This window comes from Bifidobacterium breve DSM 20213 = JCM 1192 (assembly GCF_001025175.1).
In the GTDB taxonomy this organism is placed as follows: domain Bacteria; phylum Actinomycetota; class Actinomycetes; order Actinomycetales; family Bifidobacteriaceae; genus Bifidobacterium; species Bifidobacterium breve.
This window is the reverse complement of record NZ_AP012324.1, coordinates 398375-413360: the sequence shown is the minus strand read 5'-3', so window position 1 is coordinate 413360 and position 14986 is coordinate 398375. Positions and strand designations below refer to the sequence as shown.

14 protein-coding genes are annotated in these 14986 nt (G+C 58.9%); 6 read left to right on the top strand and 8 right to left on the bottom strand.

What is annotated here, in order from left to right:
* Positions 1–60: 60 nt before the first annotated feature.
* On the bottom strand, positions 61–969 hold the full coding sequence (locus tag BBBR_RS01670) for a cation transporter (protein ID WP_003828246.1): 909 nt from the start codon (positions 967–969) through the stop codon (positions 61–63).
* A gap of 354 nt (positions 970–1323) precedes the next feature.
* Here BBBR_RS01670 and ffh point away from each other — a divergent pair, with 354 nt between their 5' ends.
* The 5 genes from ffh (at position 1324) to rimM (ending at position 5958) form a co-directional block, all read left to right on the top strand.
* Positions 1324–2979 (top strand): signal recognition particle protein, encoded by a 1656-nt coding sequence (gene ffh / locus BBBR_RS01665; protein WP_003828244.1) that lies wholly within the window; start codon positions 1324–1326, stop codon positions 2977–2979.
* 60 nt (positions 2980–3039) lie between these two features.
* Entirely contained in the window at positions 3040–4371 is a 1332-nt protein-coding gene (locus tag BBBR_RS01660; protein ID WP_003828243.1) for an endonuclease/exonuclease/phosphatase family protein, read from the top strand.
* Positions 4372–4590: 219 nt separating this feature from the next.
* On the top strand, positions 4591–5064 hold the full coding sequence (rpsP, locus tag BBBR_RS01655; RefSeq protein ID WP_003828242.1) for a 30S ribosomal protein S16: 474 nt from the start codon (positions 4591–4593) through the stop codon (positions 5062–5064).
* Positions 5065–5087: 23 nt separating this feature from the next.
* On the top strand, positions 5088–5321 hold the full coding sequence (locus BBBR_RS01650) for an RNA-binding protein (RefSeq protein ID WP_003828241.1): 234 nt from the start codon (positions 5088–5090) through the stop codon (positions 5319–5321).
* A gap of 22 nt (positions 5322–5343) precedes the next feature.
* Complete coding sequence (rimM, locus tag BBBR_RS01645; protein WP_003828240.1) at positions 5344–5958, top strand: ribosome maturation factor RimM; 615 nt, start codon at positions 5344–5346, stop codon at positions 5956–5958.
* Between the two features lie 73 nt (positions 5959–6031).
* On the opposite strand, the gene BBBR_RS01640 is transcribed toward rimM, so the two are convergent.
* The 7 genes from BBBR_RS01640 to BBBR_RS01610 all read right to left on the bottom strand — a co-directional run bounded on the left by BBBR_RS01640 (position 6032) and on the right by BBBR_RS01610 (position 13565).
* The gene (locus BBBR_RS01640) at positions 6032–7087 is read right to left on the bottom strand and encodes a nucleoside hydrolase (RefSeq protein WP_003828239.1); all 1056 of its coding nucleotides are present in this window, start codon (positions 7085–7087) and stop codon (positions 6032–6034) included.
* A gap of 267 nt (positions 7088–7354) precedes the next feature.
* A complete protein-coding gene (locus tag BBBR_RS01635; RefSeq protein ID WP_025262755.1) occupies positions 7355–8218 on the bottom strand; it encodes an aldo/keto reductase in 864 nt (287 codons plus the stop codon).
* A 125-nt stretch (positions 8219–8343) separates the two neighbouring features.
* Positions 8344–8544, bottom strand: a complete 201-nt coding sequence (locus BBBR_RS10825; protein ID WP_003828237.1) for a hypothetical protein — start codon at positions 8542–8544, stop codon at positions 8344–8346.
* A 303-nt stretch (positions 8545–8847) separates the two neighbouring features.
* Complete coding sequence (locus BBBR_RS01625; RefSeq protein ID WP_003828236.1) at positions 8848–10308, bottom strand: DUF2207 domain-containing protein; 1461 nt, start codon at positions 10306–10308, stop codon at positions 8848–8850.
* 115 nt (positions 10309–10423) lie between these two features.
* A complete protein-coding gene (locus tag BBBR_RS01620; RefSeq protein ID WP_003828235.1) occupies positions 10424–10666 on the bottom strand; it encodes a hypothetical protein in 243 nt (80 codons plus the stop codon).
* A complete protein-coding gene (locus tag BBBR_RS01615; protein WP_003828234.1) occupies positions 10666–12921 on the bottom strand; it encodes a DUF2207 domain-containing protein in 2256 nt (751 codons plus the stop codon). The genes BBBR_RS01620 and BBBR_RS01615 overlap by 1 nt, the downstream gene beginning before the upstream one ends.
* Positions 12922–12986: 65 nt before the next feature.
* Positions 12987–13565 carry a LemA family protein gene (locus tag BBBR_RS01610; RefSeq protein ID WP_032738133.1) on the bottom strand — a complete coding sequence of 193 codons (579 nt, stop codon included), beginning with the start codon at positions 13563–13565 and terminating at the stop codon, positions 12987–12989.
* 461 nt (positions 13566–14026) lie between these two features.
* Between BBBR_RS01610 and BBBR_RS01605 the strand changes: the two genes are divergently transcribed.
* Positions 14027–14929 carry a hypothetical protein gene (locus BBBR_RS01605; protein ID WP_003828232.1) on the top strand — a complete coding sequence of 301 codons (903 nt, stop codon included), beginning with the start codon at positions 14027–14029 and terminating at the stop codon, positions 14927–14929.
* Positions 14930–14986 lie beyond the last annotated feature (57 nt).

Sequence of the window (14986 nt, the reverse complement as noted above, 5' to 3'; positions counted from 1 at the left end):
ACCTCCGGGAAAGACGAAATCAGCCCCTCGAAATGGCGAAAGCCCCATCAAACCAGCCGATCAGTCGAAAACGAAGTCTACGTCCACGAGGTGCAGGCGCTTGGCGAGTTCCTTTTCCAACGAGCGCTTGCGTTCGATGAGATCAGACACATCGATGGTCTCGCCAGTGCCGGCCAAATACACATCCACCGTGTAGTTCATGCCGGTTTTGAAAATCAGCGTCTGCTCATACTCGGTATTGGCAGGCAGGTGCCGCTGCGCCTCGGCTTCCACGTAGGCATTGGTCTCGTCGTCGTCATGCACGCCACCGACCAATTCCACGAACGCCTCCTTCAGCACGCTGAACGGTTCGCGGATGGTCAACACCACCAACGCCACGGTGATGAAGAAATCGCCGGTGTAATGCAGGAAGTCAAGCGGTCCGCCAGCCGGCAGCAGCATCAGGAATACGGCGACCACACCAATGCCGAAGGACATCGAGCCGTCGACCAGCGTGCTTTTGCATTCGGCGGTGAGCATGGTGCTGGAGTTGCCGATGGCACGGTTCGAGCGCCGATAGTACATGTACAGGCTGAAGCAGACAATCACGGTCAGGATCTCGTAAATGACCACCGGGCCGGTTTCGATGCGTTCGCCGGACCCGAACACGAAGTAGTCATAAGCCACTCGGCACACGTCGATCAGCGAATACACCAACAACGACATGGTGAAGATGGCCTTGCAGATCGCGTAGATAGGCTCCAACGCGAATAGGCCATTGGGGAAGCGCTCAGTGGTACGCACCGTGCGCGTCGAAAGGTACACCGCCACCAGTCCGGAAAGGACGGAGATTGCGGTGAAGGAGAAATCAAGGAACATGGCCTTAAGGCCAGTCATGAAGAACACAGCCATTCCGGCGAACACCTGAAGAACGTTGACGACTATGCCAACGATCAGAGCTTTGCGTTCAAGGAGTTTTTGGGCGGGCATCGGTGGGCCTTCCTTATTGCACGGCATGTCTGCGTTGGCCCGCAACGGGTCTGGTCGTTGACCTAAGTTCGCGAGGGCGCACGGCAGTCTGCGTATAAGCGGTGTCCAGGGATTTTCAAAACAGCGTAAGCATTCCAAAAAACACAGGATTCTTGACATTTTCTATGGTAACGGAAGCACTCGATTGGCTTCGCCACGAGCGGATGGCAAGACATTCGCCTACTAGGTGTCTGGTGACGATTCCGCCAACGCCGGCAACCGAACGGCACCATCGCAACACAACGCCGATATGGGCGGCAGAATCGTTGCCCGGCAAATAGAATTTCCCGCGTGGCGGCTAGACTGTTGCCCATTATGGCAGCATTTAGTTCTTTGACAGATAGGCTCTCGAATGCGTTCAAGCATCTGAAGAGCAAGGGCAAGCTTTCCGAAGCGGATATCGACGGCACAATCCGCGAAATCCGCCGCGCGCTGCTCGACGCCGACGTGGCGCTCGACGTGGTGCGTTCCTTCACTGGCAAGGTGCGCGAGCGCGCACTGGGCACCGAGGTGTCCGAGGCACTCAACCCCGCCCAGCAGGTGGTGAAGATCGTCAATGAGGAGCTCACCGACGTGCTCGGTCAGGGCGTGGACCGCCCGCTGAACTTCGCCAAGAACCCGCCGACGATCATCATGCTCGCAGGTCTTCAGGGTGCCGGTAAAACCACGCTGGCCGGCAAGCTCGGCTATTGGCTCAAGGATTCCGGCCATACGCCGCTGCTGGTGGCGGCCGATTTGCAGCGTCCGAACGCCGTGACCCAGCTGCAGGTGGTCGGCGAGCGCGCCGGCGTGCCCGTCTACGCCCCCGAGAAGGGCGTGCAGTCCGACGGCGGCGAGGCTGTGGCCGCTCCGGGCCAGACTTCCGGTGACCCGGTGAAGGTGGCACGCGATTCCATCGAACTCGCCAAGCAGAAGCTTTATGACACGGTGATCATCGATACCGCCGGTCGCTTGGGCGTGGACGAGGAGCTGATGAAGCAGGCACGCGATATCCGTGACGTCGTGCAGCCCAATGAAATCCTGTTCGTCATCGACGCGATGATCGGTCAGGACGCGGTCAAGACCGCCAAAGCATTCGATGAAGGCGTGGACTTCACCGGCGTGGTGCTCTCCAAGCTCGATGGCGACGCCCGTGGTGGTGCCGCGCTGTCCGTGGCATCCGTTACCGGCAAGCCGATTCTGTTCGCTTCCACTGGCGAGGGTCTGAAGGACTTCGAGGTCTTCCACCCGGATCGTATGGCATCGCGCATCCTCGACATGGGCGACATCATGACGCTCATCGAGCAGGCTCAGAAGCAGTTCGACGAGGAGGAGGCCCGCAAGGCCGCCGAGAAGATCTCCGAGGGTTCCTTTGGCTTGGATGATTTCCTCGATCAGCTGCAGCAGGTGCGCAAGCTTGGTTCGATGAAGTCGCTGCTCGGCATGATTCCGGGCATGGCCCAGCACCGCAAGGAGCTTGAGCAGTTCGATGAGAAGGAGATCGACCGCACCGAGGCGATTATTCGCTCGATGACCCCGGCAGAGCGCCGTGATCCGTCGATTATCAACGGTTCTCGCCGCGCCCGTATCGCCTATGGTTCAGGTGTGACCGTCTCGCAGGTCAACGCTCTGCTACAGCGCTTTGAGCAGGCTGCAAAGATGATGAAGCGCATGTCCAACCGCGGCGGCATGGGTGGCGGCATGCCCGGCTTCGGCGGCCCCGCGATGGGCGGCGGTAAGAAGAAGGGCAAGAACAAGAAGAAGGGTGGCAAGTCCGGCAACCCGATGAAGCGCGAGGCCGAGGAGAAGGCATTGCGCGACAAGCTGGCCGGCAAGAAGTCCTACGGTTCCACCGGCGGCTCCGCATTTGCCAAGAAGCCGCAGAATCCGGCCTTGCCTGCAGGCCTTGAAGAGATGATGGGCAACGTCGATGGCGGCACTGAGCTGCCTCCGAACCTCGGCGGCGGTTTGGGCGGCTTGTTCGGTCGCTGATTGTCGAGGGGCTCCCGCCAGCGGGAGCATATTTTTCGACATATTCGGAAAGGAACTCCAATGACGACAATCCTTGGCACTGTGGCGATCATCGCACTGCTGTGGACGGCGTTGAGCGCACTGCCGGCCGGCCTTGAAGCCCGCATGCCGTTGCCATACATGATTGCGCTCACGCCATTGTTGTGGGTTCCTTTGGTGGTTTTGGCCGCATTCGCCGCGTGGCAGCGCGAATGGAGCGTTATGTCGCTGCTTATCGTGGCCGCACTGTTCGCAAGCTCGCACCGACTTAACTATTGGGGTACGTCAATCGACCCCGCCGGCAAGCGTAAGGAATCCCACCGTGAAACACCGCGTGAAACATCTGCGAATACGCAGAATATAAACAATTCCAGCAACACCGACACCACTGTCACGGTATCGTCCAGCACTATCGACGCAAATCGTGAAACATCCCGTGAAACATATGTAAACACCCATAATATAAGCGACCCCAACGCCGGACCCTCTGCTGCTGCATCATCTTCCGGTACTGCCAGCACAAGCCGTGAAGCACTAGACGCAGCCAGTAATCTATCTTCCAAGGCCTCGGAATCCACCCGCACCACGCTCCCCACTCAGTTCACCGTCATGACCCTGAACTGCCGTTACGGTCGCGCGGACGCCAATGACATCATCGCCAATATTCGCAAACGCGGCATCAGCGTGCTGGCATTGCAGGAGGTCACCGACGAGCTCATCGCACGCCTCACCGAGGCAGGTCTCAACGAGCTGCTCCCCTATCATCAATTCGGCGAAGCCAAGGACACTGACAACGGCGGCTTCAACGTGCTCTACTCCGCATACGAGCCGGGCGCATCCGTGCCCAACGTGGTCAGCATCCCCGCTGCCGACGTGCCGGCCATCACACTGCGCATCGCAGATCAAGCCAAGATGCCGCCCGCCAGCACCTCCACCAATGGCACCACTATCCGTATCGCTGCCAACCCAAGCACCACAACCCAAGCGCACCCCGACCGAACCATCACTTTCTGCTCGGCTCATCCGAAATCCCCTATGCGCGGCTGTGCCGACTGGTCGGCCGGAATCCTAGGATTACGAGAGATCACCAAAGCTCGGTCCATCGCCCATCACAACATCGCTGTTGTGATGGGCGACCTCAACTCAAGCACCGACCACCCCAGTTTCCGTGCCCTGCTCAAGTCTGGCTTCAAGGACGCGAGCCTGACCCAAGCGGCCGGCCCCAACCTTACGTTCCCCCGCTGGCTCAAGTGGCCACGCATCGAGCTGGATCACGTGCTGTTTACCCCCGGAGTGCGGCCATCACAGGTCAAGTCGTTCGAAATCAAGGACACCGATCATCTGGCACTTGTCGCCACGCTGGCGCTTCGTTAGCTGCCTGCCGTACATCGCATCCCCGCGATCCGCTGCCACGGCAAACCGCACACGACACTCACCACGTCAGTCCTGCCCTGCGCGCTATAATAGGCCAGTTATTCGCGCGCGCGTGGCGCCCTCTACACCCCGGGCCGCGAGGACACGTGGATTCCGGTGGGCCATGCCCCACATGGTAGCCGCGAAACCACAAACCTAGTTATTACAAGGAGAGCCATTTTGGCAACCAAGATTCGTCTGAAGCGACAGGGCAAGAAGTTCTACGCCTTCTACCGCGTGGTGGTCGTCGATTCTCGCAAGAAGCGTGACGGCAAGGTCATCGAGGAGATCGGTACCTACAACCCCAACACCCAGCCCTCGACCATCCAGATCAAGTCTGACCGCGCTCAGTACTGGCTTGGCGTCGGCGCTCAGCCGTCCGAGCCCGTATTCAAGCTGCTCAACATCACTGGTGACTGGCAGAAGTTCAAGGGCCTTGACGGTGCTGAAGGCACCCTGAAGACCGTTGAAGCCGGCCCGGATGCCGAGGCCCGCATTGCGGCCGTCGAGAACCAGGCTCAGAAGCTGAAGGCCGCCAAGTCCGAGGCTGACGCCAAGGCTAAGGCTGAGGCCGAAGCTGCTGCCGCCGCCGAGGAGACCCCGGCTGAGGAAGCTCCGGCTGAGGCTGCTGAAGAAGCTCCGGCCGAGGCCTGAGCTGAAACGAAAGGCTAGCAATCATGCTTGCACAGGCTGTGGAACACCTCATCAAGAACATCGTTGATTTTCCCGACGATGTGTCCGTCAAGTCCCATGAGAATGCGCGCGGCGAACTGCTTCGCGTGCGCGTGAACCCGGAGGACATCGGCCGCGTGATCGGCCGCAGCGGCCGCACCGCCAATGCGATTCGCACCGTGGTGCAGGCATTGTCCGACCACAAGGTTCGCGTCGACATCATGGACGTCCGTCGATAACCGATAAGGATTGATTCACAGCATGGCAGAGCAAGACATGCACGACGACCCTCAGCAGCTCGAGTTGCTGAGGGTCGCTCGTATTGGCCGCGCGCAGGGGCTCAAGGGCGAAGTCACCGTGCGCTTGTACACCGACGATCCCGAATGGCGCTTCGAGCCGGATTCCGTGCTCTACAGCCAGGATGGCGAAACCGAGTATATCGTTGAGAACTCGCGCACATTCAAAGATCGTTGGATTCTCAAACTTGAGGGCACGGATGATCGTACTGCCGCCGAGGCACTGAACGGCGTCGAGCTGTATGGCGAGGCCGACGATGCGGAAGAGATGCTCGAGGCGGACGAATGGTATCCCAAGGATCTCATCGGCCTCGAGGCTCGTCTGTCCGAGGGCAATGGCCTAGGGCTGCCCGCTGGTCAAGTGGTAGGCAAGGTGGTCGACGTGGTCGACTCCCCCGCCCAGTCGCTGCTGAAGATTCGTCTGGTCGAGCCGGTGGTGACCGGTCAGGATTCCAAGGGTGAGGACGTCATCGAGAAAACCGCGCTGGTGCCGTTCGTGGAAGCGCTGGTGCCCGAAATCGATTTGGACGAGCAGTATCTGACGCTTGACCCGCCCGGCGGTTTAATTCCTGGACTGTAACTCTTATCTACCACCAAATGTTGAGGGGCCTTCTGATGAATCGATCAGAAGGCCTCTCAGTTATATCAGTCCGTCACCCGCGTACCACGGCGGTGACACGTTGCATGAAGCGGTCAAGGAATGCCGGCACGTTGACCCCGAGCGCCACTTGCGTGTGCTTGTCCGGGTCTTGCACTCGAGAACGGTCACCAATGGTGCGGCCACGGAACGGGCCCTCCAAATCGACCTGTAGGTTGAAACCGAACGTGGTGACCAATGATGGGTCAAGCGCGGCAGCCACAGCGAGCGGGTCATGCAGTCCGCAGCCGTGGATTTCCGGCTGGTTCTTTACGTAGAAATCGATGTAGTAATCGGTCATGGTGACGAGGAAGTCACCGGCCGGCGTTCCCAGAGCGGCCCATTCATGAGCTTTCTCGCGGGTGAGCGCGGTCTGATGAGTCACGTCGAGGCCAATCATCGTGGTGCGGGCACCGCACTTGAACAGGTAATCAGCGGCCTCGGGATCCTGGGAGATGTTCGCTTCGGCAGCAGGACTTACATTGCCCGGTAGTGTCAGCGAACCACCCATCAACGTTACGTTGATGCCGGAATCCTTCAGATCCGGGGCATTACGGAACACGGTGGCCATAGTGGTCATTGCACCGGTAGGTACGATGGTCAAATCCGGCCCGCATTCACGTGCGGCAGCGATGATGAAATCGACTGCGGAGCCCGGCGCCTCGGGCTGCCTGGGAGAATCCGGCAGCACTGCACCGCCGATTCCATTGGGATGGTGTACAGCAACCGAACCGGGGCTGGGCGACCATGGAGTATCGGTCTGCCATCCGTCCTCACCGCCCTCCTGCCAACGACGGTATGCTTCGGCACGTTCATCCGGCGTGGTGCCGCGCATCAATGGCAACTTCGCGGGTGCGATGGGATGGTCGATGCCGGGATACACCGGTATGTCATCGCGTCCAAATGCGTGGAGCACCGCAAGCGCATTGCGCGCGGCCAGAGGCACGGCGACGTTGCCGTATGTGGCAGTGATGCCAATGAGATCGGCGTCTCCGGCACTGCCTAGCGCATAGGCGATGGCGAGCGCATCGTCGATGCCAGTATCAAGGTCGAGGATGAGTTTCTTGCGCATACTACTCCTTCGCAATGAATCGCTCTTCCGAAATTGCTGTTGTCGACACTCTTGCGTCAGAAATTCAGGAAATAAAAGGTGATCTCCTAAAATCCTGACGCTACGATCTTCTCAGTGTCAGATTTTTAGGAAAGTAAGGATATTTTCCTAAAATCCTGACGCTCAGGCACCGTCAGCGTCAGGATTTTAGGAGAATGGGGATGATTTCCTGAATTTCTGACGCTACTAATGAGTCAGTGGCCCAAATTCTCAAAGAAACCGGAACACTCAGCCGAGCTTGGCGAGCTCTTCGGGGGTGAGCTCGAGCTGGTCAGCCTTGAGGGAGTCGAGGATGGTCTCGGGGTGGTGGGCTCCGGGAATCACGAACATGTGATCGCCCTTGGCAAGCTCCCACGCCAGCACGACCTGCTGGTAGCTCACGCCGTGAGCCGCGGCGACCTCGCGGAACGGATCGAACTTGGTCTCGTCATAGGGGTGACGGTAGCCGCCGAGCGGGCTCCAGCACACGAATGCCAGACCGACCTTGGCACAGTAGTCGAGCGTGTCCTGAGTGTGCAAGTGAATAGGCGAGTACTGATTCTGCACAGCCACGAGCTTGTCGCCGAGAATGCCACGTGCGATGTCGATCTGTTCAATGGAAGCGTTGGAGATACCAGCTTCGCGGGCCACGCCCTCGTCCACCAGCTGCTTGATGGCCTCAACGGACTCGCTGTACGGCACCTTCGGATCCGGACGGTGGAAGTACAGCAGGTCGATGGTATCGACACCGAGCGCCAGTGCGCTCTCCTTGCCACGGCGAATCAGATTCTCCGGACGGCCATCCACATCCCACGTGGGGCGGTCGTCGGTGAAGTTGCGGAAGTGGCCCACCTTGGTGGCTACCAGTACCTCATCCTTCGGACCCTTCCACGTTTCAAGGGCCTCGCGCACCAGCTTCTCGCCGGTCTGCTCCTCGCCACCGGAGCAGTAATAGGCCCATGCGGTGTCGATATGGCGGCATCCGGCATCCAACGAAGCGTGCAGGGTTTCGATGCCGACCTCGTGGCCGCGGTTGTTTTCGATGGTCAGCGGCATTTCGCCGTGACCGATGGCGGTGGTGGAGAACGGTCCGAGCTGACGGAACAATGTCATGGCAATTCCCTTCATTGGTGGGTGGCTGCAGCGAGTGCAGCCAGCTGTCTATCCATATCCCAGCGTAGGCATTCCGCTGGATTTCACTCCACAAGGCTTAAGTGAAGACGAGGGGCCGGAACCCGTCAAAGGTTCCGGCTGTTCCGCTGACGAATCAGCGGCCTCGCCTGAGACTCAGACCAAGCAGCACCGGTGTGGCCGATGATAATGGCCGTCGACCATCCCTGTCCAACTTGGTTGGCCAAGGCTATCAACAGGCCCGTCATCAGGCCTTCCCGGTATTGCCGGTCAGATCTCGGACGGTTGTCACGGTCGTTTCCTCCCATGAGAACCTCCTTATTGAGTTATAGGTAGCCATTACACCGGCTGGCGCAATGACACCGCACCAAGGCACCACGTCAATAGCCCCTTGATGTGGTCCACTCAGTGTACGGGGAAGGTTCGATGGATACTGGGTATGATGTTTGCTAGCAGAAAGGTCGCGTCAACTTCGGGGCAATCTTCTAGGCGGCGCCACAGACTTTCGCCCCGTTGGGCCTGACTGCCGAGGTTTTCCTTAACCTCAGTTATAGGTGAAAAGCCCGATGTCCTACGACACCGGGCTTTTTAATTGCTTAAGTACTTCCCCATTACCGTCCGCCGAATGAGCCTCCGCCGGATCCACCGCCTGAGAAGCTGCCGCTGGATCCGTCGATGGATGCCGATGCTGGGGCTGCGCCTCGGATCGTGGCGCTGATTTCGTTGAATCCGGAGCCTAGTTGCGCGCCGAAATCGAGGATGCCGCCGAAGCTGGCACCCAAGTGGTCGGAGTCTGCCGGGCCAAGACCGAAACCAAGGCCAGTGCCATCGCCGGTGCTCGCACGCGACGAGCCATCATGGGTATCGCCAATCGAGGCGTACCGGAAGTTCCAATACACCAACGAATCTGTGGCATTATCGTCCAACCAGTCAGGGTTCTGAATCTGCGGATATGCTTTGGCAAGTTCCCGCAGCGTTCGTTTGGACATGCCCACCGCCGTGGCATAAACAAGATGCTGGTCCCAGAGCGCCAAATCCGCAGCCCCGCTCCCACTCAGCATCTGACTCACCGCCCGCAAAGCCAACGGCCGCGTCTTGGCCGCAAGCCCAGTCAGCTCGACGCCCCCATACAGGCTCGCCGGCCCGGGATATATGGCGATTGCGCCCTTGGCTGCCAGCGAGAGCAGGGTGGCGGCGGTCTGGCGATGATCGTAGCCATGTTTTGGTGCCAGTCCCATAATCGAGGCGATACGCGCCACGCTCACCGGCCCGATCTGCGGAATGTCGTGAACGTACATGGCATCCCGCCTTCTGACCGCAAGGTGCACATGCACGAATCCGAAGATTGCCATAATCAGTGCGATTAGGCTGATTCCCAAACCTATACCAAGCGTGATGGCCCACTTCTTTACTGTGTTACGTTGCTCGGCGCGCGCCTGTGCTTCCTTATCTTTTTCGGACTGCTTGAGCTCGGCTAGACTGTCATAATCCCGCTTGCGAATCCAGTCGCCTGCCGGCGTATATTGTTGGCCGGCCTTGCCTCCGGAGGTGTCGTGCATTCCAGACGAATCGAAGGTGGCGACCAGATCAAGGTAGCGGCCCACGCGCACGTTGTTCGCCGCGAACTTCAGCTCGCCGTTTTCACCTCGTTCGGTGGTTGAAACGCCCGAATAGTGCAGCCAAGCCCAGGAGTTGCTAGCCGTGATGCCGTTGGGGAATCGCACGGTGCCAGTCACTTTGCCGATGGGCGTTTCGTTGAGCTCGCTGACCGGCTCCCACTGGAACTTGGCCACATCGCTGTAGAGCGTGGTGGCGCCCACCAGGGCCATCGTCACCTCGAATTTCAGGCTTTTGGCTTTGGTGGTGGCCGGAATGTTCCAACCGATTTCCAGAAGCTGCATCTTTCGACCGGAAATACCCTGATCGTAATCCTGGTACTCATCCCAGGTCTGGTAGATCGGGATGCCATCCTTGCCGGGCTGGTAGGCGTAGGCTTCAGTGTCGATCCGGTTCGTGGCCACCACATACCAGTGTTTGGCGTAGTGGCTGTTCCACGCTTCGTCGCCATTCACATCGGCCGGCTGCAGCGGATCTCCCTTTAAGCTGCGTGTACGTTTCGCCAGTGGTCGTATTGGTGACGGAGATGTCGGTGATGTCCGAAAGATTGTATTCGTTGATTTCGTAGGTCTAATACAGCTGCTTCCACGGCTTGTTCTTGCCTCGACTGTCCAGCTTCATGTCGATGTGCTGGGTGACCTTGAGGTCGCCGTTGGGCTGCACGGCCACCTCATAGTCGAGGCTGCGGTACGACCGTTTCGGGTGATCGGCGGTAAACCAATTGAAGATGAGCAGTGTCACGATGAGTATCGCCGTGATGGTCGCGGCAGTGATCAACATGGCGATGATGGAGCGTATCGTGCGATGCCTCATCAGCGGCCTCCGAATGAACCGCCACCGGAGCCGCCGAATGAACCTCCGAAGCCGCTACCGCCGCCGGAACCGAAGCTACCGAAATCGCCACCGGAATCGGATGAAGGCGCTGCCGCCTGAATGGTCGAGCTGATGTCCGCGAACCCTGCGGACAGCTGTGAACCAAGGTCGGAGAACCCACCGGCGAACGATGTGCCACCGTACGCCGGAACCGGCCCTGCAGCACCGAGGCTACCTTGATCGGCCGTTGCGGAATCACCGTAGTAACGGCCGCCGTACCAGCCATATGGCCTGTAGTTCCAGTAGAACAACGTTCCTGCGGCATTGGCATCCAGCCATGCCGGGTCGTTGACCTGCGGGTAGGCCTTGGCCAGTTCCTTCATCACGCGCTCGGAGATGCCGAATGCAGCGGCGTACACCATATACCAATCCCACATGGCTATGTCGGCAGCGCCACGGTCGGCAAAGTTCGAGAAGTCCTGCATGTAGCGCTTCAGGCCCAGACACCGTCCCGCCATCTCATGACCCGGTTCGGTCAGTGCGGTTGACGTGCCGCCCAACAGACAGAACAGACCGACCAGCAGAAGCGGCGAACCGGTGATCATGCCGGCCACCATAAAACCAGTGGTCCCATTGACGATCAAGGCTCCGAGGCCAAGCACCACAGCGAGCACACCGGCAACAGCCCATTGGGAAGACGCCGTACTGGTCAATGGAGAGTATTCAGCCGCGCATGAATCCGTGAATTTATTGAGCTCCAGATAGCCGCTTGCCCAGTCCTTGCAGACGTTCTTCATCTGGTTCAGGTCGAATACCGGGCAGCCGACGCGCTGAGAGATGGTAATCAGCAGAGCGAGCAGCGCTTCCTCGGATTGGCTCAGACCAAGTTGTTCGATATTGGACGCCGCATCAAGGCTGGCCGGCAGAATCACGATGGTGCTGGTGTTGCGTGCCGCGTTCATTTTGCCGGGGTCCGCAGTAATCATCTGGATCAGACCCACTGGAGTGGCCTGGCTCATATCGATGCCTCGGTACATGTCCGCAGGACCAGGATAGATGGCGATGGCCTTTTTGACGGCCAGTGAAAGCATGGTGGCCGTCAGCTCACGGTCGGAGGAATCACCGGTGACGCTCAAATCCACAACCTTGATGAGTCTGGCCGCCGAAGCCGGGCTGATACCGGGCTGGTCACGCCAGTATTCGATGTCGCCGTGGTATTGCGCGCGACGGTTGCTTGCGATGGCGGCCCATACGCCCCATATGCACAGCGCCAAGCCGATCACGATGGTGGCAATCCAGCCGATGAGCCGGATTCGAGCGGCGAGCCGTTGACGGTCAAGCCAACGTTGCTGCTGGTTGTATTCACTGGTTTTGAGGTCGTTGAGATGGTCACCGGGCTGGGTGCGGGCCATATCCCCGGCTTTGCTGGAGTCAAAGGCCGCGACCACGTCCAGATAGTCGCCCGTACGGATGTTGTAGGCCGTGAACGTGTAGCTGCCGTCCGACTCCCGCTTGGTTGCGGAGGTGCGTTCGGTGTGCAACCATGCCCATGAGGTTTTGCCGGTGATACCTTCGGGGAAGTGCACAGTGCCGGTGACCGTGCCAATGGGCACTTGGTTCTTTTTGCCGAACGGTTCCCATTGGAATGAGGCGACGTCCTGCCACTTGGTAGCCACATTGTGCATGGTGAAGCTCACTTCGAACTTCATGCTGTTGGCTTCGGTGGTTACCGGGATATTCCAGCCTATCTCCACGGTTTTGGCGCTCTTTGAGGACTCCCCGACCTGTATACCGTCCGTGCCTGGCGTGTAGGGCTGGGGATTGTCACTGCTCGCACTGACGTCGGCGATATACCAATGGTTGGCATAATCGCTGTTCCATGCCTCGTTGGAAGACACGGCACTGGGCAGTTTGGGCTCGGTCTGCTGGGCATAATCGATGCCATCAGTGACGTTGCGCACACTGATATCGGTAATATCAGTCAAGTTGCCGGGAGCCAGTGAATATTGCTGAAAGAGCTGCTTCCAAGGGCGATCTCCGTCATCATCAGAACGATCGCGAAGCTTGACATCGATACGCTGCGTGACCTTGAGATTGCCATCCGCAGTGGCGGTCACGTCATAGTCAAGCGTGCGATAGCTGAGATCCGCAGAATCGCCAGCTGGCATTATGACCATCATCAATGCGGCAAAGCATGCCACCGCAAACGTAATCAGCGCACTGATAACACCAGCACGGATAAATCGCTTCTTCATACAGTCTTCCCCTAACGACCAGCAATAAGGCCCGCTTGGCTGTTGCCTAGCGGGCCTTCACATCATCAGAACTTGACTTGAGGAGCCTGGCGCGAGGCGTCATCCGCCTCGAAGTACTGGGCCTGCTCGAAGTGGAAGAGACCGGCGATAATGTTGGTCGGCACGGTTTCAATGGCGGTGTTGAGCTTCAGGACCACATCATTGTAGAACTGGCGCGCGTAGGCGATCTTGTTCTCAAGGTCCTTGAGCTGGGCTTGCAGATCCATGAAGTTCTGGTTGGCTTGCAGCTGCGGGTATGCCTCGGCGGTGGCCTGCAGATTGACCAGTGCACGGGACAGCTGGTTTTCGGCGGCGGCACGCTGAGCGGTGGTGGCGTTCGGATCGTTGGCCGCAGCCACCACGCCGGCGCGGGCGGCGGTCACCTGAGTGAACACCTCGGATTCATGGGTGGCATAGCCTTTGACGGTGTTCACCAGATTCGGGATCAGGTCGGCGCGCTGCTTGAGCTGCACGTCGATCTGCGCCCAGCCGTTCTTTACGCGGTTCTTGAGAGTAACGAGGTTGTTGTAGGCACCGACCGCCCAAACGATCAACGCAACGATAACGACGACAACGACAATGGTGATAATCAGACCTGCACTCATATATGCTCCTTTGCTGGGCCCTTCAGTGACCATTCTTCCACACATCGCGTGAAAACAGGAGATTTTTACGGCATTCGCCTGGACTACGTCCTTGGAGTGTGGCAGAAACGGCAGAAATCGCACGGAGCGACGAATACCCCGCGAAGTTTCTGCCGTTTCGAGTCGGTCAAACGGCAGAAACTTCGCGTGCCCCTCGTTGAGACGCGAACGTTCTGCCACAAAGAGGGCACACTGCTCTGGTAGCAACACTTTCGAACGGCCGGCGCGCCCAGAAAGCTCTCAGAAAAGCTCCAGATAAGTGAAATCTAAGTTGCCGGCAGCTATCAGGCTCGCTTTAGTGCGCAATCATCGGCGGATTCGATAGTGGTTCCCAGACGATTCGCAAGCGCACCGGCAAGCGCGCCCCGCGAATCGCACTACGTATCAATCAGTCCATCTTGGACCGGCCCAAGGGAAGCATCATGTTCGTGCTCAACAACGCCTGGAAAACGGTAATACGGAATAAGGGCCGCAATATTCTCATCGTGCTGATCGTGGCGATTATCGCCGCGGCGGCCACCATCGGATTGGCGATTCGCAATGCCGCCGACAATGCGCGCGAGACCGGGCTGGTCAACACTTCGGTGACCGCGACGATCAGCGTGGACCGCAGCAAACTGATGGAACAGGCGCGCGAATCGCAGTCGAGCGATTCGTCATCTGGCTCCTCGGATTCGTCTGATTCATCTGATTCGGACAGCGCGCCTGACTTCGATACCATGCGTGGTGCTCTCGACAGCAGCAACCTGACCTTGGCCGACTACCAGAAATACGCCAAAGCCTCCAGCGTTTCCGTTTCGTCGTACTACTCGGAAAGCACCGGCGTCTCCGGCACCGATTCCTTCCAACCGGTGGAGACCAGCACCGCGAACGCGGCGAACTCTTTGGATTCATCGTCTGACTCAGGCTCTTCCAATCAGCAAGGTCAGGGTGGGCCCGGCGGTGATATGGGCGGCGGACCAGGTGGCTCCGGGGCTTCCGGCGGCAATACTTCCACCGGAAACGGCGATTCCAGCTCCAATTCCTCCGGTGACTCTGGCTCGTCTTCCGTCGACGGCTCGGACTCATACAATTCTGAATCCGGTTCGTCTGGCAATGATTCCTCATCAGGTAACGGCGACTCACAAGGCGGGCAGCCTGGTGGCATGTGTGGCGTCATGAGTCAGGCAGTCGATTATGTGAGCGAAATCAACGCCACCGTGAATCTTGCGGTGGTCGGACAGCTGATACTGATCGGCCTCGGACTGACACTGATTTCCGCGCTGGTCGGCATCGTGTTCGTCATGCGATACGAGCCTCTCCAGATCCTCGCCGACCGTTCGTAATCATTACCCGCCCCCGCTGGCGAAGGCTCCCGCGAAGCGGGTGGGGATGGTTCCCAC